The organism is Kangiella koreensis DSM 16069, from assembly GCF_000024085.1.
Classification (GTDB): Bacteria; Pseudomonadota; Gammaproteobacteria; order Enterobacterales; family Kangiellaceae; genus Kangiella; species Kangiella koreensis.
In genome coordinates this window covers 2031238-2056576 of record NC_013166.1, presented here as the reverse complement: position 1 = coordinate 2056576, position 25339 = coordinate 2031238, and the positions used below count along the sequence as shown (strand labels likewise).

At 42.8% G+C, this 25339-nt stretch carries 26 protein-coding genes; 19 read left to right on the top strand and 7 right to left on the bottom strand.

All coding sequences use genetic code 11. From position 1 onward, the window contains the following. Positions 1 to 8 precede the first annotated feature (8 nt). The 8 genes from bamA to dnaE all read left to right on the top strand — a co-directional run bounded on the left by bamA (position 9) and on the right by dnaE (position 10916). Positions 9 to 2480: an outer membrane protein assembly factor BamA gene (gene bamA, locus KKOR_RS09555; protein ID WP_015780919.1), complete on the top strand. Its 2472-nt coding sequence runs from the start codon at positions 9 to 11 to the stop codon at positions 2478 to 2480. Positions 2481 to 2507: 27 nt separating this feature from the next. Next, entirely contained in the window at positions 2508 to 3008 is a 501-nt protein-coding gene (locus KKOR_RS09550) for an OmpH family outer membrane protein (protein WP_015780918.1), read from the top strand. Positions 3009 to 3092: 84 nt separating this feature from the next. Then, positions 3093 to 4142, top strand: a complete 1050-nt coding sequence (gene lpxD, locus KKOR_RS09545) for a UDP-3-O-(3-hydroxymyristoyl)glucosamine N-acyltransferase (RefSeq protein WP_015780917.1) — start codon at positions 3093 to 3095, stop codon at positions 4140 to 4142. Continuing rightward, entirely contained in the window at positions 4132 to 4602 is a 471-nt protein-coding gene (fabZ, locus tag KKOR_RS09540; RefSeq protein ID WP_015780916.1) for a 3-hydroxyacyl-ACP dehydratase FabZ, read from the top strand. The genes lpxD and fabZ overlap by 11 nt, the downstream gene beginning before the upstream one ends. Next, on the top strand, positions 4599 to 5357 hold the full coding sequence (gene lpxA / locus KKOR_RS09535) for an acyl-ACP--UDP-N-acetylglucosamine O-acyltransferase (protein WP_015780915.1): 759 nt from the start codon (positions 4599 to 4601) through the stop codon (positions 5355 to 5357). The genes fabZ and lpxA overlap by 4 nt, the downstream gene beginning before the upstream one ends. Positions 5358 to 5447: 90 nt before the next feature. Beyond that, entirely contained in the window at positions 5448 to 6641 is a 1194-nt protein-coding gene (gene lpxB / locus KKOR_RS09530; protein ID WP_015780914.1) for a lipid-A-disaccharide synthase, read from the top strand. Between the two features lie 31 nt (positions 6642 to 6672). After that, a complete protein-coding gene (gene rnhB / locus KKOR_RS09525) occupies positions 6673 to 7248 on the top strand; it encodes a ribonuclease HII (protein WP_015780913.1) in 576 nt (191 codons plus the stop codon). Positions 7249 to 7430: 182 nt separating this feature from the next. Next, positions 7431 to 10916: a DNA polymerase III subunit alpha gene (gene dnaE / locus KKOR_RS09520; RefSeq protein WP_015780912.1), complete on the top strand. Its 3486-nt coding sequence runs from the start codon at positions 7431 to 7433 to the stop codon at positions 10914 to 10916. Between the two features lie 43 nt (positions 10917 to 10959). On the opposite strand, the gene KKOR_RS09515 is transcribed toward dnaE, so the two are convergent. After that, positions 10960 to 11346 carry a hypothetical protein gene (locus KKOR_RS09515; RefSeq protein WP_015780911.1) on the bottom strand — a complete coding sequence of 129 codons (387 nt, stop codon included), beginning with the start codon at positions 11344 to 11346 and terminating at the stop codon, positions 10960 to 10962. Positions 11347 to 11402: 56 nt separating this feature from the next. Beyond that, entirely contained in the window at positions 11403 to 11930 is a 528-nt protein-coding gene (locus tag KKOR_RS09510; RefSeq protein WP_015780910.1) for a helix-turn-helix domain-containing protein, read from the bottom strand. Between the two features lie 384 nt (positions 11931 to 12314). On the opposite strand from KKOR_RS09510, the gene KKOR_RS09505 reads away from it, so the two are divergent. The 6 genes from KKOR_RS09505 (at position 12315) to KKOR_RS09485 (ending at position 16513) form a co-directional block, all read left to right on the top strand. Then, entirely contained in the window at positions 12315 to 12545 is a 231-nt protein-coding gene (locus KKOR_RS09505; RefSeq protein ID WP_015780909.1) for a hypothetical protein, read from the top strand. 46 nt (positions 12546 to 12591) lie between these two features. Continuing rightward, complete coding sequence (locus KKOR_RS09500) at positions 12592 to 13176, top strand: hypothetical protein (RefSeq protein WP_015780908.1); 585 nt, start codon at positions 12592 to 12594, stop codon at positions 13174 to 13176. A gap of 75 nt (positions 13177 to 13251) precedes the next feature. Beyond that, the gene (locus tag KKOR_RS09495) at positions 13252 to 14286 is read left to right on the top strand and encodes an NADP-dependent oxidoreductase (protein ID WP_015780907.1); all 1035 of its coding nucleotides are present in this window, start codon (positions 13252 to 13254) and stop codon (positions 14284 to 14286) included. Then, positions 14286 to 14465, top strand: a complete 180-nt coding sequence (locus tag KKOR_RS13790) for an MAPEG family protein (protein WP_083777363.1) — start codon at positions 14286 to 14288, stop codon at positions 14463 to 14465. Before KKOR_RS09495 ends, KKOR_RS13790 begins: the two co-directional genes overlap by 1 nt. Before the next feature lie 14 nt (positions 14466 to 14479). Next, a complete protein-coding gene (locus KKOR_RS09490) occupies positions 14480 to 14881 on the top strand; it encodes a hypothetical protein (RefSeq protein WP_015780906.1) in 402 nt (133 codons plus the stop codon). A gap of 342 nt (positions 14882 to 15223) precedes the next feature. Further along, complete coding sequence (locus KKOR_RS09485) at positions 15224 to 16513, top strand: amidohydrolase family protein (RefSeq protein ID WP_228638603.1); 1290 nt, start codon at positions 15224 to 15226, stop codon at positions 16511 to 16513. 17 nt (positions 16514 to 16530) lie between these two features. Here the strand turns inward: KKOR_RS09485 and KKOR_RS09480 are convergent, their stop codons facing one another. Then, the gene (locus KKOR_RS09480) at positions 16531 to 17214 is read right to left on the bottom strand and encodes a hypothetical protein (RefSeq protein WP_015780904.1); all 684 of its coding nucleotides are present in this window, start codon (positions 17212 to 17214) and stop codon (positions 16531 to 16533) included. 123 nt (positions 17215 to 17337) lie between these two features. Between KKOR_RS09480 and KKOR_RS09475 the strand changes: the two genes are divergently transcribed. The 3 genes from KKOR_RS09475 (at position 17338) to KKOR_RS09460 (ending at position 19512) form a co-directional block, all read left to right on the top strand. Next, positions 17338 to 17718 (top strand): VOC family protein, encoded by a 381-nt coding sequence (locus KKOR_RS09475; RefSeq protein ID WP_015780903.1) that lies wholly within the window; start codon positions 17338 to 17340, stop codon positions 17716 to 17718. Positions 17719 to 18306: 588 nt separating this feature from the next. Continuing rightward, the gene (locus KKOR_RS09465) at positions 18307 to 18984 is read left to right on the top strand and encodes a type 1 glutamine amidotransferase domain-containing protein (RefSeq protein WP_015780902.1); all 678 of its coding nucleotides are present in this window, start codon (positions 18307 to 18309) and stop codon (positions 18982 to 18984) included. 255 nt (positions 18985 to 19239) lie between these two features. Further along, a complete protein-coding gene (locus KKOR_RS09460; protein ID WP_015780901.1) occupies positions 19240 to 19512 on the top strand; it encodes a DUF4242 domain-containing protein in 273 nt (90 codons plus the stop codon). A 66-nt stretch (positions 19513 to 19578) separates the two neighbouring features. On the opposite strand, the gene KKOR_RS09455 is transcribed toward KKOR_RS09460, so the two are convergent. After that, a complete protein-coding gene (locus tag KKOR_RS09455) occupies positions 19579 to 20181 on the bottom strand; it encodes a putative metal-binding motif-containing protein (protein WP_228638599.1) in 603 nt (200 codons plus the stop codon). Between the two features lie 23 nt (positions 20182 to 20204). Further along, positions 20205 to 20789, bottom strand: coding sequence for a putative metal-binding motif-containing protein (locus KKOR_RS09450; protein ID WP_015780899.1), 585 nt, complete (start codon positions 20787 to 20789; stop codon positions 20205 to 20207). Positions 20790 to 21059: 270 nt separating this feature from the next. On the opposite strand from KKOR_RS09450, the gene KKOR_RS09445 reads away from it, so the two are divergent. Further along, positions 21060 to 21704: a Vat family streptogramin A O-acetyltransferase gene (locus KKOR_RS09445; RefSeq protein WP_071818312.1), complete on the top strand. Its 645-nt coding sequence runs from the start codon at positions 21060 to 21062 to the stop codon at positions 21702 to 21704. A gap of 539 nt (positions 21705 to 22243) precedes the next feature. Here the strand turns inward: KKOR_RS09445 and KKOR_RS09440 are convergent. Further along, on the bottom strand, positions 22244 to 22726 hold the full coding sequence (locus tag KKOR_RS09440) for a methylated-DNA--[protein]-cysteine S-methyltransferase (protein WP_015780897.1): 483 nt from the start codon (positions 22724 to 22726) through the stop codon (positions 22244 to 22246). A 12-nt stretch (positions 22727 to 22738) separates the two neighbouring features. Beyond that, entirely contained in the window at positions 22739 to 24124 is a 1386-nt protein-coding gene (locus KKOR_RS09435) for a DNA-3-methyladenine glycosylase 2 family protein (RefSeq protein WP_015780896.1), read from the bottom strand. A 252-nt stretch (positions 24125 to 24376) separates the two neighbouring features. Here KKOR_RS09435 and accA point away from each other — a divergent pair, with 252 nt between their 5' ends. Continuing rightward, the gene (gene accA, locus KKOR_RS09430) at positions 24377 to 25336 is read left to right on the top strand and encodes an acetyl-CoA carboxylase carboxyl transferase subunit alpha (protein WP_015780895.1); all 960 of its coding nucleotides are present in this window, start codon (positions 24377 to 24379) and stop codon (positions 25334 to 25336) included. Positions 25337 to 25339 lie beyond the last annotated feature (3 nt).

The window sequence follows — 25339 nt, the reverse complement described above, 5'->3', positions numbered from 1 at the left end:
AACAATCAATGCGTTTGATAACAAAAACAGTTACGGCTTTAGTATTTTCTGCACTTTTTTCCAAAGCAGGCGCAATCGAGCCTTTTGTTGTAGAAGACATTCAAGTGGAAGGTTTACAACGAGTTGAGCTGGGAACATTTTTTACTGAATTACCGATTCGTGTGGGAGAGAAGTTAGATGATGCTCGAGCTCCGAGTATAATTCGAGCCATTCACCAAACAGGAAACTTTGACTTTGTAAAACTGGAAAAAGAGGGCAATGTCCTCAAAGTAACTGTAGTTGAACGTCCAGTTATTACTGATATTATTTTAAAAGGTAATAAAGTTCTTAAAACGGAACAGTTACTAGAGGGGATGGAAAATGCTGGCATTTCTAAGGGCGAGGTTCTCGATAGTTTTGTCCTTGAGAAAATTGAGCAGGAAATTGCAAAACAGTATTATTCCAATGGCCATTACCATATTAGTGTCGAAAAAAAGTTGGCTGAGCTATCTCGGAATCGTGTGCAATTGCATATCACAATCAATGAAGGCGGCTCTGCAAAAATTAAAGAGTTTAATATTGTTGGAAATGACCTCTTCACAGATAAAAAACTACTGTCTCAATTTGAATTAACAACTGGTGGTATGTTCACCTTCTTTACTGATGATAATAAATACAACAGCGATACCCTAGAAAAAGATCTTGAAACATTAACCTCTTATTATAAAGATCGAGGCTATCTTGAGTTTAAAATCAACTCCACTGAAATTTCTTTAGCTAATAATGAAGAAGATATTTATATCACAATTGTTGTAGACGAAGGTGAAATTTATACTATTTCTGGGATAGATATCATTGGTGATTTCACGCTTGATGTGGATATGATTAGAAGCATGATACCTTTAAAAGCTGGCGATACCTATTCTGCTGCAGCAATGGCGTTTGCCGAAGAGCAAATTAAATCATTATTAGGAGTTTATGGTTATGCTTTTGCAGAGGTTAGAACCATCCCTGAAGTGTCGAAAGATACTCCCGAAGCGAAGTTGATAGTTTTAGTTGAGCCTGGAGAGAGACACTACGTCGATCGCATTAGCTTTGAGGGTAATACTTCCACAAATGAAAATGTGTTAAGAAGAGAAGTTCGAGTTCAAGAAGGTGGAAGTCTTTCATCGACATTAGTTGAGCGCTCTAAAATTCGGTTACAACGACTTCCCTACATTGAGAATGTCCAAGTTGAAACGATCAAGAAAGAGGGAACTACAGATCGTGCCGATGTGATGTTTAAAGTAAAGGAGCGTAGCGCAGCCCAAATCAGTGGCGGACTTGGATATAATGACTTTTATGGGATGACTGTTAATGGTGAGTTGTCTCATAGTAATTTTTTAGGGTCCGGCAACTCGGTTGGTTTGGCGTTAAATATTAACAAAGCAATCAAAAGTGCCCGATTAAATTATACTGACAACTACTTTACTCAGGATGGAATCGGCTTATCAACTAGTTTGAACTATAGTGAAACTGATTACGGTAAATTAAATCTTGTTGCACAAAGTATGGATACACTTGGACTTGGTTCAACTGTATACATACCAATGGGAGAATATTCAACATTCAGTCTTGGTTTTAATGCTTCAAAAAACACCATCACATCACCGATCACTAACACACAACGAGTGATCGATTTCTTTGATTTATTAGGTTATGACGCCAGACTGGACTCAGTAGTTGACTTTGATAATTTCTCTGTAAATTTAGGCTATAGTATTAACTCGTTAAATCGCTCAATCTTCCCATCTAATGGTAGTCGTCACCGCTATGGTTTGGAAGTTGGGACTGATGTTGGTGATCTAGAGTTTTATAAAGCTACTTATGATTATGACTATTACTTTCCATTGTCCGATAATGGTTGGATTTTCTCCATTCGAGGCGGCCTTGGTTATGGCGATGGTTATGGGGATACAGAGGACTTACCTTACTTTCAAAACTTTTATGGTGGTGGCAGTTCATCATTGAGAGGCTTTGAAACTAATACTGTTGGGCCAAGAGATCTTCAGAGGGTACGGTCTACTCAAAGTGTTCCGAGTCCAATCCCTGGAGCTGGCAACACTACAATTGTTCTACCCAGTGAGTATGACAGCTTGTACATAGGTCGATACTCAGTTGGTGGTAATGCGCGCTTCTTGAACTCTTTTGAGTTGATTTTCCCAACTCCGTTTATTGAAGATACCTCAAATGTAAGAACTAGTTTCTTTGTTGATGTAGGCAATGTTTGGGACACAAAGTTTGACCCGGCAAAATTTCAGGGGTTAAGTATCGAGCCAAACAGTATTTTACCGTTTGTGCCTGACTATAGTGATTATAAAGACTATAGAGCTTCTTACGGAATTTCATTGCAGTGGTACTCTGCAATGGGACCATTACAATTTAGTTTATCTAGGCCTCTGAAGAGTGAACCGTATGATGATACGGAAACTTTCACTTTCTCAATTGGTCAAACATTTTAATTAATTAAAAGTTATTGGAGAAATATTTTGAAAAAGTTATTAGCACTATTCTTATTTATCTTAGTAAGCACACCATCAATGGCTAGTGCCGAGTTAAAAGTTGGCATCATCAACTTCGGCGAAGTCATGGCAAAAGTCCCACAAAAAGATGCAATCAACCAAACTTTGCAAAAAGAGTTTTCAGGTAGGGAAGATGAGCTAAAGCGTTTAGGTGAAGAGATTGAAGCAGCTCGAACTGACTACGTTAATAATGTTGCCACCATGTCTGAATCTCAAGCAACAGAAAAGAAGCGTAGCATTCAGCAAAAGATGTCTGACTACAAGTTGAAAGAAGCAGCTTTCAAAGAAGACTTAGAAAAGCGTAGCCGTGAAGAGCAATCGAAACTTGGTGGACAAATTCGTGATGCAGTAGAAGTTGTGGCGAAAAAGGGTGGTTATAATATACTGCTTGACCGTCAGTCTGCGCCTTATATTGATGCTTCTGTTCCAGACGTGACTGCTCAGGTACTATCTGAGTTATCAAAATAAGAGAATAAGTATTTTAAAAATATTGCAACCTGTTGATAAGTGAGTAGTATTATTCTTTAAACGGTACATTCAGGTAGTCAAGGTTTGCAAAAAACACTTCAAGACATTGCTGAGCTTATTGGCGCAGAGCTTAAAGGTGAACCGCAGTTAGTGATAACTGCGGTTTCGCCGTTAAATAAAGCGCAAAAAGGTGAGCTCAGCTTCATCAGTGATAAAAAATATCTAGACCACCTTGAAAGCAGTCAAGCCTCTGCATTAATAGTGAACCCTGCCGTTGCTGAGCAATTAAGTGGAAACCTGTTGGTGATGAAAGATCCTTATTTAGGATATGCAAAGGCTGCCCAGATATTTGATACCACACCTCGTCCCGAAAAGGGCATAGCCACAAGTGCGGCCATCTCTGAAACAGCTCAATTGGGCTCTAATGTAACGGTAGACGCACATGCAGTTATCAAAGATGGTGCCATAATCGATGATAACGCTATCATCGGCGCTGGGGTTGTTATTGGTGAGAATGTTAAAATCGGCGCTAATACGCTTATTTACCCTAACACAGTGATTTATCATGCTGTAGAAATTGGTAGGGACTGTATCATTCACGCCAACGTTGTACTCGGCTCAGATGGATTTGGCTATGCCAATGACCAAGGGCAATGGGTGAAAATTCCACAAGTAGGCAGTGTCATTATTGGTGACTCGGTAGAAATCGGCGCGCATACCGCGATAGACCGTGGCGCACTAGAGAACACTATCATTGGAACTGGCGTTAAATTAGATAATCATATCCATATCGCACACAACGTTGTGATTGGGGATTACACGGCAATTGCGGGCTGTACAGCGATTGCAGGTAGCACAACTATTGGAAAGCACTGCACAATCGCGGGCAGAGTGAGTATAATTGGCCACCTTGAGGTATGTGATAAAGCACATATCACGGCAACAACCTTTGTTAATAAATCAATTACTGAGCCTGGAGCCTATTCTTCAGGTACGACATTCCAGACCAATAAGGAATGGCATAAAAGTGCAGTACGTTTCAGACAACTGGATGAAATGTGGCGTAAACTAAAACAGCTGGAAAAAGAACTAGGGCAGCTAAAAGACTCAAGAGACGATAATGATGAGCGATAATGACGTAACAGAGATGAATTCTATGGATATCTATGAGGTGATGAAACATCTACCGCATCGCTATCCTTTTTTATTGGTTGACCGTGTGGTCGACTTTAAGGCTGGGGAATATTTGAAGGCAATAAAGAATGTTACCGTCAATGAGCCTTTTTTCCCGGGCCACTTTCCACATCGCCCAGTGTTCCCAGGAGTTTTGATGCTTGAAGCTATGGCGCAGGCCAGTGGCATTTTGGCATTTAAAACAACCGAATCTCTGCCAACCGATGACTCATTATTCTATTTTGTTGGTATTGATGATGCTCGTTTCAAGAAACCAGTTGAGCCAGGTGATCAAGTGGTGATGGAAGTTACTGTCTTGAAACGAAAGCGCGATATGTGGAAGTTTTCTGCAGTTGCCACCGTAGATGGCAAAGTGGTCTGCTCCGCTGAACTCATGTGTGCTAAGAAGGATATTGCGTGATCCATTCAACCGCCATTATTGACCCATCAGCAAAGATTGCTGACGACGTAGAAATTGGCCCGTATTCAATTATTGGTAAAGATGTTTCCATCGATTCAGGGACTGTAGTCGGTCCTCATGTAGTGATTGGAAGCTATACCACCATTGGTAAAAACAATCGTTTTTTCCAGTTTTCTTCAATTGGTGAAGAAAATCAGGATAAAAAGTATGCGGGCGAACCTACTCGAACCATCATTGGTGATGGTAACGTGTTCAGAGAGTGTTGTACGGTGCATCGCGGCACTGTGCAGGACGGCTCGGAAACTCGAATAGGTAATAATGGCTGGTTCATGGCATATACCCACATCGCACACGATTGTGTGTTGGGTGACAACACCATTATGTCTAACAATGCGACGCTAGCGGGTCATGTTCATGTTGGTGATCACGTTATTATGTCCGGTTTTGCTAAAATCCATCAGTTCTGCAAAATCGGTGATCATGCCTTTATTGGTATGGATTGCGCGATTAGCAAAGATATCCCTCCCTTTGTGCTAGTTGCAGAAAACGCACCCTATGGCCTTAATTCAGAAGGCTTGAAGCGTCGTGGCTTCTCCTCAGAGACTATTAGTGAGTTAAAGCGTGCTTACCGCACCATTTATCGGAAGTCACTTAAAATTGAAGAGGCCATTGCTGAATTGTCGGAAAGTTCCGATCCCCATGTGCAACAAATGGTAGAATTTTTGCAGAACGCGAACCGTGGTATTTTGCGCTAAGGTAGTTGTTAAAACTACTGCAAACCCTAGGTCTGCCTAAGCGCATGCTTAAGTATATGCTTGAGTACAAAAGAATAAAGGGGAATAGCGATGCAAACATCGCCTTTTGCTGACAATACCGTAGCAGAATCAGTAACCAAGATTGCCATTATCGCCGGAGAGTCATCCGGCGATATTTTAGGTGCCGGTTTAATTAAAGAGCTTAAAAAACACTTTCCCAATGCTGAGTTTGAGGGCATTGCTGGCGATTTGATGCAGGCCGAAGGTTGCAAAAGCCTTTATCCCATGGAATCTCTAGCGGTTATGGGCATCGTACCTATCCTGAAACGTCTTCCAGAATTACTTAAAATGCGTCGTGAATTGGCTAAGCGTTGGATTGAGTCGCCACCCGATATGTTTATTGGCATTGATGCGCCTGAGTTTAATATTGGTCTGGAAAAGAAATTAAAAGCTCAAAACATCAAAACCATTCACTATGTCAGCCCTTCAGTGTGGGCCTGGCGTCCAAAGCGCATCTTTAAGATTCGAAAGTCTACCGATCTAATGCTTTGCCTGTTTCCTTTTGAGCAAGACATCTATCAGCGGCATGCTATTGATAATTTCTGTGTCGGCCATCCGTTAGCGGACCAGATCCCTATGGATATGGATAAATCAGAAGCGAGACAACGATTAGGCTTATCGAGTGGCAATGATAGAGTTATATGTATCATGCCCGGTAGTCGAGGGTCTGAAATGAAGTTCCTCGGTCAGGACTTTATCGAAACAGCCAAACTGATTCAGGATTATTATCCGGACACACAATTCATAGTGCCAATGGCCAATCAGGCTCGTCGCCAGCAATTTGAAACTCTATTACAAGAGACAACCAATGCGCCAGATATTCAGTTAGTTGATGGCCAATCAAGAGATTGCATGGCTGCCAGCGATTTATTGGTGATGGCATCCGGTACCGCAACCTTAGAAGCGATGCTCATCAAACGCCCAACCGTGGTTGCCTATAAAGTCGGAGGCTTTAGTTATCAGATATTTAAACGATTGTTGATCATTGATACCTTTGCTATTCCCAATTTGCTGGCTAAGAAGCCTTTAATTCCCGAGTTGATCCAGGACGAGTGCACTCCTGACAATATTTTTGCTGAGGTTCGCGCCTGGCTGGAAGATGATGGTCATCGTTGGCAACAAACAAAAGCGGTCTTTGATGAATGGCATGACAAGCTACGCAAAGATGCGGATGTGTATGCTGCTAATTCGATCACACAATGGTGGCTGGATAACGCACGATAAAAGCATATTTAAACTATAAAAAGAGAAAGCTATGGAGCAAACAATTTTAATTGCAGGTGTGGATGAAGTTGGGCGAGGTCCATTGGCTGGGCCAGTTGTTGCGGCTGCCGTGATTCTCGATCCAGCAAATCCTATTGTTGGTTTGGCGGATTCAAAAAAATTGACCGAAAAACGCCGCGAGGCTTTGTCTATTGAAATTAAAGAGAAAGCTCTGGCTTGGTCGATAGCGCGAGCAGAGGTTGAAGAAATTGACCGGATTAATATTCTGCAGGCCAGTTTGCTGGCCATGAAGCGTGCGGTTGAAACCTTAAGTCATTCGCCGGAGTTGGCTCTGATTGATGGTAACCACTGTCCTGAACTGGATTGCCGTATGGAGGCTATCATCAAAGGTGACAGTAAAGAGCCTGCAATTAGTGCGGCCTCGATTTTGGCGAAGGTGGCACGCGATACGGAGATGGTTGAGATGGAGCAGACTTATCCCGGGTATGGTTTTGCCAAACACAAAGGCTATCCAACCCAACAACATCGTGAGGCCATTATGCAGCTCGGTATTACGCCGATTCATCGCCGCTCATATGCTCCTGTGCAACGAATGCTCGATTTCTAGCAAACCATAGCTAACTTATTGAAATTATAATTAAAATTATCAAAAGCATTAAAACACTGGAAACAATTTTGCGGGCTTTTATAATAAGTCAGATTAGAGCCATATATCCTGATTTACAGTATAAGAACTAATCATCAGAAGTAATCACAAAAACTAACCATAAGAGCTAATCCATAAACACTATGACACCACGCTTTATTCACCTCAAAATGCATACCGAATACTCTATGGTGGATAGTGTTGTGCGTATTAAGCCACTGATTGCGACCTGCAAGGAACATCAGATTCCGGCTATCGCCATGACCGACCAGATGAACATGTGTGGTCTGGTTAAGTTCTATTCTCAGTCCGTCTCAGCAGGCATTAAACCGATAGCAGGCGCTGACTTATTAATTCAGAACCCTAATGATGAGGATGAGCATTTTCGTGTCACAGCTCTGTGCATGAACAATACCGGTTACCTCAATCTCAAATACGTGATTTCGCGTGCATACCTTAAGAACCAGCATCGTGGTTTGCCCTTGGTTAAAAAGGAATGGTTGCCTGAATATGCCGAAGGTTTAATCATTCTGTCCGGTGGACGACAAGGGGATGTGGGAAAAGCATTGCTGGCCGGCAATATGGATCAGGCCGCCTCAAATCTAGGTTTCTGGAATCATCACTTCAAAGACAGGTTTTATCTGGAGTTACAGCGCACCGGCCGCCCACAGGAAAACGAATACATTCATCAGGTCATTGGTTTGGCGCAGGGCGCCAGTACGCCGGTTGTGGCTACTAATGATGTACGCTTCATCGACAAAGAAGATTTCGATGCACATGAAGCTCGGGTTTGCATTAATCAGGGCCGTGTATTAGCCGATCCGCGTCGTCCGCGCGAATACAGCGAACAGCAGTATTTGCGTAGCGAACAAGAAATGGTCGAGCTGTTTGAGGATATTCCTGAAGCACTGGAAAACAGCGTAGAAATTGCTAAGCGTTGCAATCTGGAAATGCGACTTGGCGAATATTTTTTACCAGAATTCCCCATTCCTGAAGGTATGACGATTGCTCAATACTTTGAGAAAGTTTCAAAAGATGGTCTTGAAGAGCGGCTTGATCAGCTGTTTGATCGTAATGCGGACGATTTCGCCGAGATTCGCAAAGCTTACGATGAACGTTTACAGATTGAGCTGGACGTTATCAACGACATGGGTTTCCCGGGCTACTTCTTAATCGTTGCTGACTTCATTCAGTGGTCAAAAAACAATGGCGTGCCGGTTGGTCCCGGTCGTGGTTCTGGTGCCGGTTCATTGGTTGCGTACGCGATGAAAATTACTGATCTGGACCCTCTTGAATACGACCTGCTTTTCGAGCGATTCCTCAATCCTGAGCGGGTTTCGATGCCTGACTTTGACGTCGACTTCTGTATGGAAGGACGCGATCGAGTGATTGATTATGTGGCCGAGCGTTATGGCCGTAACAGTGTATCGCAGATCATCACTTTCGGAACCATGGCTGCCAAAGCGGTGATTCGAGACGTAGGGCGTGTGTTCAGCCATCCTTATGGTTTCGTCGACAAGCTGGCCAAGTTGATTCCTTTCGAAGTGGGTATGACGCTGGAAAAAGCCTTTGAGCAAGAACCTGAATTACCCCGTTTGTACGAAGAAGACGAAGATGTCCGCGAGTTGTGGGACTTGGCGCGCAAGCTTGAAGGGGTGACCAGAAATGCCGGTAAGCACGCTGGTGGTGTGGTTATCGCACCGAATGATCTGGAAGAATTCGCCCCGCTGTATTGCGACGAAACTGGCCACAACATCGTTACTCAATTTGATAAAGACGATGTAGAAAGTGCGGGTCTGGTGAAGTTCGATTTCTTGGGACTGAGAACCTTGACCATTATCGACTGGGCAATTGAAACCGCTAACGGAATCATCGCCAAGAAAGGCGAAGAACCGATTGATATCACTGCCATCGATACCGAAGATCAACAGGTTTTCGATTTGTTGCAGCGTGCTGATACCACTGCGGTATTCCAGCTCGAATCGCGCGGCATGAAAGATTTGATTAAGCGCCTAAAGCCGAATCGTTTTGAAGACATCATCGCCTTGGTTGCACTGTTCCGCCCCGGTCCTTTGCAATCAGGTATGGTCGACAACTTCATTAATCGTAAGCATGGTCGTGAGATTGTTTCTTATCCTGATGCGAACTACCAACATGAATCCTTGAAAGAAATTCTTGAGCCAACCTACGGCATCATTCTCTATCAGGAGCAGGTGATGCAGATTGCGCAGGTGTTGGCTGGCTATACGCTGGGCGGCGCGGATATTTTGCGTCGTGCGATGGGTAAGAAAAAGCCTGAAGAGATGGAAAAACAGCGCAGCATCTTTAAAGAAGGCGCGATTAAAAATAACGTCGATGGCGATCTCGCCATGAAAATTTTCGATCTGGTGGAAAAGTTTGCCGGTTATGGTTTCAACAAATCACACTCGGCCGCCTATGCGTTAGTCGCCTATCAAACAGCATGGCTCAAAACCCATCATCCAGCAGCTTTTATGGCCGCGGTAATGTCTTCGGACATGGACAACACCGACAAGGTGGTGACTTACGTTGAAGACGCGGCAAATAGTAATTTAACCATCACGCCTCCAGATGTTAATAAAGGACAGTATCGCTTTTCGGTCGATGAAGAAGGGCGCATTGTTTATGGTATCGGGGCGATTAAAGGCGTTGGTGAAGGTGCCATTGAAAGCATCGTCAATGAGCGCGAAGCCAACGGACCTTACAAAGACTTATTCGATTTCTGTAGTCGAGTCGATCTGAAAAAAGCTAACCGAAGAACTTTAGAGGCCTTGATTCGCGCCGGTGCAATGGATCTCATAGGACCGAATCGTGCAACCTTAATGGCTTCTTTAGATGAAGCGGTAAAAGCCGCAGAACAGTTTAATAAAAGCCAGGCCGCAGGCCAGGATGATTTATTCGGTAGCGTGGTTGCGACCACGGCAACGGAGCAGCATCAATATATTCGCGTTAAGCCGTGGACCGATGAACAGGTACTGCAAGGTGAAAAAGAAACGCTGGGTCTGTATTTAACCGGACATCCCATCGATCGCTACATCCCAGAAATCAAACAAATGAGCATCACCCGCCTGCGAAACCTGCAACCGACAGGACGCGGCAACTCGGCAAGAGTGGTAGGTTTGATTGTTGGTATGCGTGTTATGAACACCAAACGCGGCGATAAGATGGCAATTTTGACTCTGGACGATAAGTCCGGCCGTTGTGACGTTACGGTGTACGCTGAAACTTTTGAAACCTATCGCCATCTATTGAGCCGTGATAACGTCATCGTAGTCGACGGTGAAGCGCGCCATGATGACTATTCCGGTGGCACCAGCGTCAGCGCCAACAGCGTTATGTCATTCGAACAGGCTCGCGAGCAATACTGCAAGAAAATTGTTATCACCATCTCCGACTCTGTCATTGGGCCAGACACAATGGTTGAGCTGGAAGAAAAAATCAGCCATAACCGAGACGGCGCCTGCCCAGTGGTTATCAACTTCCAGTACCAACAAAAGCAAATCGCCGGTGACTTCATCATGAGCGAAGACTGGTGCGTACAACCCGTCGATGCCTTAGTATTTAGCCTCAAGCATATTCCTGGTTGCGTTGATGCGAGAGTGGAATATTAGTTTAAGGCTTCGTAGGAAAGTAGGGTGCGTCGAGACGCACCGTTCAACCCAAAACCCCATAAACCAAAACTCCTCCCAACAGCAAACACCCAATGGCATAAACCGGAAGCAATTGAATCACCCATGGAATAACCTTGTCGGCAAACTTCTTATGCCACCACCAGGGAACACACATCAATCCCATGCTGGTAATTACCAGCAACCAACCGAAATAAAAAAAGACTTCGCTGTATAACATCCGGGGCGAGTAAAGAATCAAGGACAAGCCAAATACAATCCGAATCAGTTGTTCGGTGTAATGGGCTTTAGCCGATACGGCAAACTGTTGCAGGAAGTGCTTTGCGAGAGCTGGTTTGATAAAAGCTATGAATGCGAAGCCTACAAGAAATATGGCTGCGATTAGAATGATTAAACTAAAAATCCAATCCATCTGGAGTTACTTATAGTATTGAGCAGACTTCAGAGTCTGCTCAATATGACTGCCAATTACAACTTTTTCTTCAAGCGCTTTTCCACCATCTTCTTTTCCCAATTGATTTTGAAAAGATTAATCACTTCAAAAGCCTGCAGACCGTGAATAATTAAGCCGAAAGTCCATGCAGACCAGGCAATTAACATATCATTGATCTTACCGGTAAAGATAAACATAACGGTGAAAATAATAAAAATCAGCAGGTGTGAATAAAACTCTTTAATTCCTTTGACGTACTCCATGGCTTCTGCTTCTTCATGGCTTACAGTCTCTATTGCTGGCTTATCAGGCTGTTGCTTAGGTTCTGTTGCATTCGTATCTGTTGTGCTCATATCAGGCTCTCCTGTGCTGTCCATTGATAAGGACGGTTCAAATGTTGCAATATCAACCTCGAAAACAGCGGCTAAAGATTTTTGAGTTTCAAGACTGGGCTTGGTCTGGCCACGCTCAATGCGCTGAATCGTACGAGTGCTTACCCCCGTTAACTCGGCTAATTGCTCTTGTGACCAACCTCTTTTCAATCTTAATTTTCTAACAATCATAATCAATCCGTTTGTGTGTTTATTGATGCTCGTTGATACAGCGGTGAGCCTGAATTATGAAAAACTACCGAAAAGTATAACACGACATGTCGGCGAAGGATTAGCGACATTGAGGCGACATAAAGGTGACAGGTTATTAACAATCAATGGGTTATATGTGTTGCAATGTCTTTTTAGACTGTCATCTTGAACTGTATTCAGGCGACCGAAGGAAGTACCTTTAGGTAATCTGCTCTTAAACATTTAACTAATACCCATGTTGGCAAATTGGAGAACTTGCATGTTACTGATTCAAATCGACGCTTGTAAAAGAAGACGTGCAACTATAAAGTCATACGAACTCATTCGGGCAATAAACGGCTATATTTATCTAGAGGAAGCGTTGTGCTTATAGACAAGTCTCAAATCAGCAGAGATTACCCATCAAAACTTGGTGTTGATGATTGGTACTATAGATTGGAAGAGCTAACAAGCTGTCACTGGCAACTCAAAGCCGCTAGTTTATTTGGGCTGACTTTGAGTTATGAGGGTTCTGATGAATTAGAGCTAATTGAAAGATGTAAAATTGACGCCATCGAATACAATAAAAAATTTAGCTACACATCAAAAAAGTAACCGAGGCAAAAAGCCAACCTGAATTTTAAATTGGGTTTTATGTATTATGACTAGTCTTGATAATAAGGATAATCTACGTGATGAAGCTCTCCGAAAAATTGGCCGGAATGTTGTCAACTTCCAAAAAATAGAAGCTTTATTGAAAGTTTTAGTTTTATACAGTAGTGTCGATTCGCAAACTAGAGATAATGAAGTCACTCACTCGTTTAATGAGAAGCTTATTCAGAATAGGCCGTTAGGAGAAGTTGTCTCTAAGTTTTTAAAAAACCTAATTGATAATAGAGTTGCTGAAAATGAAGAACTTCATTCTTCTGAGCTTCAGATATCCACTCGATTTTACCTGGATATGGATGCTGAGGATGTTGCTAAAGAAAAAATAGAGTTAAAAAGATTGGTGAGTGAGCGAAACCAACTAATTCACAAAGACCTGGCGAGTATTGATTTCAACTGTGTAAAAAGCTGCCGCAAGCTGATTTCGGAGCTTGATGAACAGAACAGTAGAGTGTTAGATAAACTTCACCAGCTTAAAGATATTTGGGAGACCTTTAATCAAATGAAAAATGAATTGCTTACTTACTTCCAATCAGATGAGTTTCTAGCTGTGTTTATAGAGGCGAAAAATGACACATAATAAATACAGGCAGTCGGACACCGCAAAGTAGTGCTTATACTTTAGGCGTCATATCAAATAATTAGAGGATGACTTATGTCGAACTCAAGCAACAGACAGATTCTATTAGCATCACGCCCTAAAGGGGCTCCTACCGATAACAATTTCCGTCTAGTGGAATCGACTAAGCCAGAGCCAAAAGACGGCGAAATTCTGCTAAAAACCATTTATCTTTCTTTAGACCCATACATGCGTGGGCGCATGAGTGACGCCAAGTCTTACGCTGACCCCGTTGCGTTAAATCAAGTGATGGTCGGCGGCACTGTGGCTCAAGTAGAGGTGTCTCATCATGATAAGTTTGCGGTTGGCGATTGGGTGCTGAATCAGAGTGGTTGGCAGGATTACAGTGTTTCTAACGGTAAAGATGTCATGCCGCTTGGAAAGAATCCCCGCCATCCTTCTTATGCCTTGGGCATTATGGGAATGCCGGGTTTTACCGCTTTTATGGGACTGTTGGATATTGGTAAGCCGCAAGCAGGGGAGACTGTGGTGGTCGCTGCTGCTACTGGGCCGGTGGGCGCAACGGTGGGACAAATCGCGAAGATTAAAGGATGCAAGGCGATGGGGATTGCTGGCGGCGCAGAGAAGTGTCGCTATGCTGTTGAGACGTTAGGTTTTGATGCTTGTATCGATCGCAAAGCTGATAACTTTGCCGAGCAGTTAGCCAATGCGTGTACCGATGGCATTGATGTTTATTATGAAAACGTTGGCGGTAAAGTGTTTGATGCGGTGCTGCCTCTTCTCAATACGAGTGCAAGAATTCCTGTATGTGGTTTAGTCTCACAATATAACGCCACAGCATTACCCAGTGGACCAGACAGAATGGGCATGTTGATGGGAACGATCTTAACCAAACGAATTAAGATGCAGGGGTTTATTATCTTCGATGATTACGCTGACCGTTATAACGAGTTTGCTCAAGCTATGTCACAGTGGCTGAAGGAAGGAAAAATACATTATCGCGAGCAGATGATCGAAGGTCTTGAGCAAGCACCACAAGCATTCATCGGCATGCTGGAAGGTAAGAACTTTGGCAAGCTAGTGGTTAAAGTTAATGAGCCGATCAATTAATACCGGTACAAGGCCACCTCACTGATCCTGTTCAATTATGGCTGGCCTGGATATTTGTGGCAGGTCGATTAATTCATAGCGCAGTGCAGATACTAACGAATAATATTCGCTTAAGAGGGTTGGTTTATACCATCAACTTTTTAGCAGTGTTGGCGATGTGGTTTAAGATGTTTTTTTAGGCAGAAAATTTACAATGGTTAATATGAAAACTAAGTATAAGCTTCTGGCGGCAATTGTTATTTTTATACTTTCTATTATGACTCTACGCTTTGATGGTTGGTTTGGTATCGGTGCTGTCGTTACTTTCCCCCTCATCATCTTATGGTGGATTGATCTTGGCCGTGAATTAAGAAAAGCGCATGCTAAGAATAAGCCAAAATATTTCTTAGGCCTGGTCATGGGAGTGCCTCAGGCACTACTAGGAATGGTGTGTATTGCTATGGGACTTGGTATTATTGGCTGGGTTATTTACAACTCTTTCTGGGAGACGATGCCTCAATATTCAGGTAGTTTTCTACAGGTTGGGGCCGGTCCTGGTTTAGTAATGACAGGAATAGCTTTTGTATATGATGCTTTCAAAAAGGATGATTCTTGAACGAACTATATTACCGATATCCTAATCATTATGCTTAATTAGATATTTTAACTGAAATTGGAAGCCACCTCGTTTTTACCTCAAAACACTCAACTAAAATAATATCTTACATTTAGAAATCCGCTCCTTGTATCAAAAGCAGCCTTAAATGCGTAGATTGAAAAAAAACACATGCTTTTTAGAAATTATAATTAGGAGTCCGGGATGGCGAACTATCGATTATTAAGCCGTTTATCCATCGTATTAGTATTGCTTTCAGGCTGTAGTAACTCACAGTATTACGGTCAGGAAAGACAGAATGAAGATAATAGAATTGTTCTGACTAATGTGAATATCATACCGATGACAATTGAAAATAAAGTCATTAAGGACACCAATGTTGTAATTGTGGATAACAAAATTTCAGCCATTGGTGGAAAAATACCAAATGATGTCATGATTATTGATGGTGAAGGTAAGTGGCTTATACCAGGTCTGATAGACATGCACGTTCACAATCTGGTAGATGGAAGCCCAGGAAATAACTACCCAACCAAGGGTGCATCAATTTTCTTCGATAACCAGGATATTATGCTGCTATACGTTGCTAATGGTGTTACTACCACATTTGAACTTAGCGGTAGAGTTGAGCACTTCGGGCAAAGAAACGAAATTATTAAGGGTAATGTCATTGGTCCCAGGATTGCATTGGCGGCGTTAATTGATGGAAGCAATGCTAATAGGGTGGCAACTACTCCGTCCGAGGGGCGCCAGGCTGTTCGAATCGCAAAAGGTGATGGGTATGAGTTTATTAAGGTTTATTCTCGGCTTAATGTTGAAACTTATAAAGCCATCATTGATGAAGCAAATATACAAGGGTTGAAAGTGGTTGGGCATATAGCCAATGCCTTTGAAGGTAAGACCGAAGATGCTTTTATGCCTCATTTCAGCCTAGTAGCTCATGCTGAGGAGTTTTCAAAGCATGCTAATGAGTTCACACAAGAAGAAGCATATAAGCTTGCAAGAATGGCTAAGGAAAATGGCACTTGGGTTATTCCTAACCTATCAAACCTAGTAAGAATTGCTGCTCAGGCCCGCTCTTTGGATGCAGTTCGAGATCTACCTAGTTTTAAATATGTACATCCATTAATGCAGGACAAATGGATTAGCTCCAATCAATACAACAAGGGAACCACCCCTAAGAGAGTTGCTTACTACGATAAGTTGGTTGATTTTCATGTCGAGCTGGTAAAAGCATTTAAAGATCTTGGCGTTCCCATGGTAGCGGGTACAGATGCAGGTACTTCGGGAATCGTTTGGGGATATTCGTTGCATGATGAGCTGGCTTTGTTAGTCGATGCTGGGTTAACTACAGAGGAAACCTTGGCTTCTGCAACAATATTGGCAGCTACGTGGTTAGGAATTGATGATAAAGTTGGGACTGTTGAAGTTGGTAAATTTGCCGACCTTATTCTGCTAGATGAAAACCCTTTGCTAGATATTAATAACACTAGCAAGATATCCGGTGTGTTTTTTAATGGACGTTGGGTTGATAAACATCAGATTGATATCATGCTTGAAAATCTAGCAAAAAAAAACTCAGAAAATATCGGTAAAGATGAGTTTCTTTGGAGCAAAATAAGAGAGCGTTGATTAAGGCGATTTGATGATTATCTTTTAATTCTAAACTGAAACCCAAATCCACTTCGCTTCCACATCATGGCGGCTAATCCAAAGTAGAGCGACATCAATAAGGCAAAATTCCACTCGATGACATTCTCGGATTGGTCTGCCCAACCCACGCCGGTAGCTTTTATTACGACGTTTGCGATGCCTAATACCCAGTACAGCGCCATCATAATGAATTGAATGGTTAAATAGCGTTTAACTTTACTGTCCAGTGAACCTGTAATTTTTTGCAAGCTTCGAATACTTAACATCTGCGCGAGAATGGTCATGGCAAAATAGAGGGTGATACCGTAGTGACGCATAAACTCATAGAACTCACCTTCTGTGCCAAGAAAATCTGCATACAAAACTAAAAATACCGCACCAATAGTACCGAGAACAAAAATGCTATTATGAGGTTTTTGAGTAAGCACTTTAAGCCAGACACATTGCAAGTACCAAAACACAATCAGGAAAGCCGCTGTTGGCATCATCAAGCCGCGAAACAAAAATATCGCATCACCATTGCGCGCTGCACGGCTGATCGAAGTGCATCCTTCAAAGTACGGCATACACTCATTGGCGACGCCTTGCCATAAGCCAATAAAATAGGCTCCATGCGCGGCAATGATCGGGACAAGACAGACTAGCCAGGCGATATGATATGGGCGGATGATGAACTCCATAAGTAAATACTAATAGTAATCATAGGGCTGAACAGATAAACAGTTCAAGCTTGTATTAATAGTAAATGCCCATAGATTAATATGCATCAATAATTCTTATACAAAATAATGGATAGGACTCTTATGAAGCTTGATCACGTTACTATACTTGTAACATCGCTGGAACGCAGTATGCCTTATTATGAGCAACTACTTCCGCTAGTCGGTTTTACCAAACAAAGAGACCATGTGTGGACTGATGGTGATGGATTCTTTTTTCAGTTTTTACAAGCCAAGCCTGATACTTCCGAATACGAAAGGTATGGAGCTGGCATGAACCATTTAGGTTTCAGCGCTCCTACAAAGGAGCATGTTGAGTCTATACAAATCTCAATGCGCAAAGCTGGTTTCGAGGCCCCTGAAATTCAAAATTTAGGTGGCGTTACTGCACTGTTTATGAAAGATCCCGATGGAATCCGATTCGAAGTCAGTTATTACCCACCTGGAACTAATGTGGTGGACTGATGCATAATTGGTTTGTGTAAGGTACAGGTCAAGAACCGTGTATTCATACATCGTACCCAACAAATTATTATTTAAAGGAAACTTAATGAGTAAATAACAATAACCCGCGACAGTGGCTATGCAGATAGAGTTCGAAAGTACAAAGTTATCTGTAATGGAGAAAAAGTAGAAATAGGAAATGGCGATACCATTGAGTTTGGAACTCCACCCGGCTAAAAGGAAATCTATTTGAAAATTGATTGGTGTCGTTCGAACAAAGTCACAGTCAATGTTCCATCTGGTGGAGAGGCCAAATTAAAGGGAGGCTCAATTTTAATACGATTTAAGGTGTTTATAGCGGTCGTTTACGTGTTCTTTATGCCTGCGAAATATCTCTGGTTGCAGAGCCATAAAAAAAATAACTCCAAAAGCAATAGTTGGGTTACGAGGCAAGCTCTAACCCAATCTATAACAAGTTAAAATTCATTCGCTAGATTCATTACTATTAAGCTATCGAATACTTACTATTGAGTATACTCATTTGTTTTTCACGCGCTGCTCTGTATGATCTGTTTGTGTGTTTGAACTTAAACCCTAAGGAGCGACCAAATGAAAATACTTTTTGTATTAACCTCGCATGACCAACTGGGTGATACTGGTGAAAAAACAGGATTCTGGCTGGAGGAGTTTGCCAGTCCTTATTATCGTCTTAAAGATGCTGGTGCGGATATTACGCTTGCTTCGCCTCGTGGCGGTCAACCACCGCTTGATCCAAAAAGCCATGAGGCGGATGCTCAGACGGAAGATACTGAACGTTTTGAAAATGATCAGGAAGTGCGTAACCAACTGGCCAATACCACTCGCTTGCCAGACGTGAATGCTGATGATTATGATGCAGTCTTTTATCCAGGTGGTCATGGACCATTATGGGATCTGCATAATGATGACCATTCTATAAAGCTCATCGAAAGCTTTATAAAGGCCGGAAAAATAGTGGCCGCTGTCTGTCATGCTCCAGCTGTTCTACTCAAAGCTAAAGATGCTAATGGTGAACCGCTGGTTAAAGGCAAAAAAGTTACTGGCTTCAGTAATTCAGAAGAGTCTGCGGTAGGCCTTACCAAAGTTGTTCCTTATCTCTTAGAGGATCAGCTTGTTGAACAGGGTGGTGTATACGAAAAAGTCGATGACTGGAATTCACTAGCCGTTGTAGATGGGCAATTAATAACTGGACAGAATCCTGCATCATCTGCCGCGGTTGCGGATGAATTAATTAAAGCGATTCGTTAGATACAACCTGCGTCACTTTATATTCAGTCAGAGCATTATTCATATAATGTCTCTGGCTATTTTATAACTTACTTATCACTTTTATTTCATTTTACATTTAATTTGATTGGTTGTGTTGTATTACGTTTGACAGAATCGCACAGCAAGGATGATACTAAATGTTGGAATGATTTTTTAATGTTATAAAAACACGCTAATCTTGTGCTTGGTATATAAAGGGGTAGTCTATTAATTGAAGAAATTAAGGAGAATGGTATGCCTAAATACATTATTGAACGTGACATTCCTGGCGCGGGCCAACTATCCGCAGATGATCTTAAAGGTATTTCGCAAAAGTCCTGTGCGGTTCTTACTGATATGGGGCCTCAAATCCAATGGCAACAAAGTTATGTCACTGGTGATAAGGTATATTGTGTCTATATCGCACCGAATGAACAGGCAGTTAAAGACCATGCTCAACAAGGTGGCTTTCCTGCTAATAAAATCTCAGAGGTTGCCACCATTATTGATCCGACAACTGCGGAGTGACATTACCGACAGTGTAATAAAAAAGGCGCTCAATTGAGCACCTTTTTTTGTAGTTTCATTGACATATTAGCGGCAACTGGCGGAGATAAATCCATCTCCGTCAGCATCAAGATCGCCTACTGTAGTAGCATCGCAATCTTCATCAATGCCTTTTGAGTCACAAACTTCTTTATTACCTGGAAAGCGGTTGGGGTTATTGTCATCACAGTCATTTCCGCCACAGTGGATAGCTTCGAAGCCATCGCCGTCTTTATCTTCACAGGTCTTCTCACACATTTTTTCACGCTCATAGCACTTTACTCCTTTGCAGGGGCTAGTGCCTTGTTGACATTGACCAGAGCGGCACATTTCTTTTCCGTTACAGAAAACGCCATCGTCACAGTCTGAATCTCTTCGGCACTGGATTTCCGGTTCCGCATTGGCTGCTGCTTTGAGATCGGCTTTTGATACACAGGCGCAAATAGAAAACCTAAGACCGCCTCTATCCCAACGCTCAACTTCTTTGGTACTTCTGCCGCAAGGGCATCTTTGCTGCCCGCATCGAACACCAGTTTCTCGTTCATACTTATTACAGAACTTGATGGCGTCTGAAACAGCATCAGCATAAACAGGTGAAGAAGTAAAAGTCGAAGCTATCAATAAAGTTATCGAAGCTATTATCAGTGTCATTATTTTATTCATATTCCTTCTCCTTACTGTTGTCCGTCACAGTTCTCATCAATGCCATTGTTTGGTGTATCACGCGCGCCTGGATAAATCTGCAAGCTTTTATCGTTACAGTCATTTCCACGCGGTGCATACCCCGGTTGTTGTTTGCAGGCCTTCCAAGGTTTACTGCTGTCGCCCCAGCCATCACCGTCAGCATCTAAGAAATAAGTACCAGTAACGCCCTCATCAATATCGCCATCACAGTCGTTGTCGATTCCGTCGCAAGCTTCCACCGACCCTGGTTTTACGGCTCTGTTATTGTCATCACAATCATAAGGCCCTCTAAAGCGATTATTCTGACTTGCTAGCCGAGTATTAGCCTGTGCTTGTGGCTTAACAGCAGTGGATTTAATTTTCAGATTATGAGCTTTAATCTTTTTCTGATATTCAGTGTCACTTATCATTTGAACCTTTTGAATATCTTTGATCGCTTTTGTGTTTAGTGTTGCAGATGGTTTGATCGATTGAACGGATGTTTTCTTGATTTGTGAAGCGCTTGCGCTATTTAGCGAGAGTGCTAGTAGGATAATGGAAATGTATCCTAACCCCTGAAAAATTCTAATATTCATAATATAAATCCTTCTTCTGTCCCTGTTGTGTGTTGTTTAACACTAAGAAAATCTAGCATAATAATGGGAAAGGTACTTATAAAAACGTCACAATAGGCCTATTTATCCATTGTTTCTGTGTGGTTGTATGGCTTAAGTTATGATTCTCTGGATTGAATCTGTGTTTCTGATCAGGTTATAAAGAACAGACTGCACATCACCTAACAGTATTGCCTCTTTGCATTAATAGGGGTAAAAAGCGTTCCGCGTTACAACAATAATTTTTCGGAGGTGCATTTGAACGGTCCTAATCCTAATGATAAAGAGCCCTTGAAGGGTTTTCCTCAGGTTGGTTTTCTTAAGAATTTTATAAGCTCACCGAATATTGAGGTGGGCGACTATACTTATTACGATGATCCTGACGGGCCTGAGAACTTTGAAGCTAATGTGCTTTATCATTTCCCTTTTATTGGAGATAAGTTAAAGATTGGCAAGTTTTGTGCCATTGCAAAAGGCGTAAAGTTTATTATGAATGGTGCAAACCATAAGGTGTCTGGGTTTTCTACTTATCCATTTTATATCTTTGGCAACGGTTGGGAGAAAGTTTTACCGGGTGAAGGTGAGTTGCCATACAAAGGCGATACTGTCATCGGTCATGACGTTTGGCTTGGATATGAGTCTACGATCATGCCTGGCGTTTCTATTGGTGATGGTGCGATTGTTGCGAGTAAGTCTGTGGTAACGGCTGATGTACCAGCTTACAGCATCGTTGGTGGTAATCCTGCAAAGGTTCTTAAGCTGCGATTCGATGAGGCGACCATCGAAAAGTTATTATCGATTGCTTGGTGGAATTGGAGCGCTGAGAAAATTACCGAGAATCTTGAAGCTATCGTTAATAGCGATATTGAAGCACTGAGTAAAGCTGGTGATCTGTAATTGAAGAAAGATTGGGCGGCAGGGCCGCCCTTTCTCTAAAGAAATAAAATTAACAAAGGAGATAAAGCTTTAAATATTGATGCCAAATCTATGGTTAATTCTATTTTTGGGGTTTTCAAGGTGAACATAATAGTTCTCCAAGTAGTTCCCAAGCCAGCTTAGGAGTTAATCCTAAATTTAACGTCGTTGACAGGACGGGAGCATACCCTTTTGCGCCATTGAGTATGCTCAAAGACAACAGGCTGGTTGTCAGCGAAAGTTTGCCTAACATAGTTTTGTAACTTGAGCACTGCTCTTATTACTACCGAACCTCGATAAACTATATTAACTCTCTAAATTTAATAAAGGTATCCGCTCCTGCGGGCTCCATTAAATCTTCCTCTTTTATAGGTCATTTTATTTCCACTGTCAAGAGGTCCGACCTCTTTGGGTGGTATAATTTAAGTGTACCCCTTTTTTAAAGTCACTGGATTGTCGGGTCAAGCCCGACAATGACAAGCTGGTGAGGGGCTTATTTCTGGCCAAGACACCCACTATCGTTATTCAATTATCCCTTCATGTTTTAACAGCCATTCTTTTATTGTTAATCCTCCTGCGTAGCCTGTTAGGGTGCCATTGGCGCCGATAACGCGGTGGCAAGGAACAATTATGGATATCGGATTTTTACCGTTGGCTGCGCCGACGGCGCGGCTGGCATTTTTGTTGCCGATGGCTTGGGCGAGTTGGCCATAGTTCCAGGTTTCACCAAAAGGGATTTTACAGAGGGCTTGCCAGACGGTTTGTTGAAAGTCGGTGCCGTCTGCTTTTAGGGGTAGGTCGAATTCTTGACGTTTGCCCTGAAAATATTCTTGTAACTGATGGCGAGTTTGTTCAACTATGTCATTACTTTTATTGATCAGATCATTGGTCGCAATTTTGTCCCATGGTTTAAATAAAACCGCTTTGAGGTGGTGCTCGTTTGCGTAAATGTGCACTGTTCCAAATGGACAGGATGATTGCTGATAATAGATTTGTGTTTTCATGAAATTGCTCTGTTAAAGGCTATGCCAAAGTTGCAAGGTTGCGTAACTGCGCCAAGGTTGCCATTGCTCGCTATTGGTGAGGTTATATTGCTCCATGGCTTTGATGACCCCAAGATCTTTTTCAGGGAAGGCATCACTATCCATGCCGCTGCGTAGTTTGATGTATTCGTAAGTCCAGGGGCCTATACCTTTGATGTCCAGTATCGATGCTAAATCTTCACCACTGGTGCTGAGATACCACTGGGCAAAATCATGCAGTGTCTGTTTACGACTATTGGGCATTTTTAGGAAAGTTAAATCACCATTGACGATTTGCTTGGCGGTGGGGAACAGTTTGTATTGGTCGTTGTATTTGCTGCCTAATTGTTCGATGACGCTGGCGGTATGCGTATAAGCAGCTTTGACGGAAACTTGTTGTCCTAGGATCGCTTTAACGCCGGCTTCAAAGGTATCCCAGGTGGCGGGGAGTCTCAGCCCTGATTTCAGTACAGGTTTTATATTCACGTCCTGTGCCAGTGAATTTTCTATTACTTCCAGATCACTGTTGAGATCCAATACGCGACGGATGTGGTGCGTGGCGGTTAGCAGTTTGCTCATATCGTCCATTTCAATGGTGACATTGAACGATGATCTTGACGGATCAATCTCTGCGCTAAAATGACCCTTGCTGCTGTCTATGCTGAAAGTACGACCGTAGCAGTTGTCAGTAACGGTTTCGATGGCAGACAGCTCTCGTTGTTTTAAAAAGTCTTGCATCAGCGACCAGTCATAGGGTGGGCGATAATGTAGTTTTAATTGAATAGCTTGCGATTCTTGCAGGGCTTGTTGCTTGTTTAATTTATTTCGTAAGTTACTGGGGCTCAGTTTCATGGTGGCCTTAAAGCTGTCATTAAAGCGACGCACGCTGTTAAAGCCAGCGATGAATGCAATATCAGTAATAGGCAGTTGGGTTTGATGGAGCAGCTGTTTAGCAAACATCAGGCGCAAGTGATTGGCATAGGTTATCGGTGAAACACCAAGATACTGTTGGAACAATTTGCGCAGGTAGCGATCAGTGATGCCCATGGATTCGCTGAAATCCTGTAATGAGGTCTGGTTCAAAGCTCCTGCCTGTATCCGTGTTACCGCTTTTGTTAGCACTGCCTGATTGCCGAGCCAGGCTGCTGAAAGCGGGGCGGTTTCGGGACGACAGCGTAAGCAGGGCCGAAAGCCTGCTTCTTGCGCCTGCACGGAACTGGAATAATAACTGACATTTTCTTCTTTGGGCGCTGGTGCAGGGCATATGGGGCGACAGTAGATGCCTGTGGTTTTGACAGCGACAAAAAAAGTGCCGTCGAAGCGCGGATCGCGAGCCAGACGGGCTTGTTGGTAGGTTTTGATAGTTGCCGTTGTCAGCATAAATAGTGATTATTGGTTCAAAGTGTCACTATCTTAGCAGGATAATGTAACCTGAATAGCCATATTCGGAACTGAATCAATATCAGGATTGCTTTGTTTATTTGGGCTTAATAGAGAAGAAATGCCCAATTATTAATGTTTTGCGACGATAAAGGCTGACAGTTTAGACCAGTCAAGTTACCATTCATTATCAAAGCAAATAAGGGTAGAATATTGCCCCTTATACGCCACTAACTAACCGTTTTATAAGGCATGAGTTTGAATTTTCTAGACTTTGAACGTCCTATCGCAGAATTAGAAGCGCAAATCGACGAATTGCGCATGATGGGCGAAGATACTGAAATCAATATTAGCGAAGAGATTGAGCGTTTAAAAAAGAAGTCGAAAGACCTCACTAAGCAAATCTTTTCTGACCTAACGCCGTGGCAGGTTGCGCAATTAGCGCGTCACCCGCAGCGTCCTTACACTCGTGATTATATTGAGCACATATTCACTGACTTTGATGAGTTGGCAGGCGACAGAGCCTATTCCGATGATGCGTCAATTGTCGGTGGACTCGCGCGATTGAATGATAAGCCCGTGGTAGTCATTGGCCATCAAAAGGGTCGTGATACCAAAGAGAAAATTAAGCATAACTTTGGTATGTCACGTCCGGAAGGCTATCGTAAAGCCAAGCGCATCATGGAGCTTGCTGAGCGTTTCTCGCTACCAGTATTCACCTTCATTGATACGCCAGGGGCATTTCCAGGCGTGGGTGCTGAAGAACGTGGTCAGAGTGAAGCGATTGCTCGAAACCTAAAAGTGATGTCGCGCCTTGAAGTCCCTATTATCGCTACTGTGATTGGTGAAGGTGGTTCCGGTGGTGCATTGGCGATTGGTGTTGGTGACCGTGTTAACATGCTTCAATATTCGACTTACTCGGTGATTTCACCTGAAGGCTGTGCCTCGATTCTTTGGAAGAGTGCTGAGAAAGCAGAAGAAGCGGCGCAAGCGATGGGGATTACTGCTGAGCGTATCAAGAGCCTTGGCCTGATCGACAATATCGTTGCTGAACCATTAGGCGGCGGTCATCGTGATTATTTTGCGATGGGTAAAAGCTTAAAAGAGCGTTTAGTGAAAGATATGGACGACCTTGAAAAATTGAGCGTTGATCAATTGCTCGCCAAGCGTTACAACAAGCTGATGTCGTTCGGTACTGTCAGCGAAGAATAATCT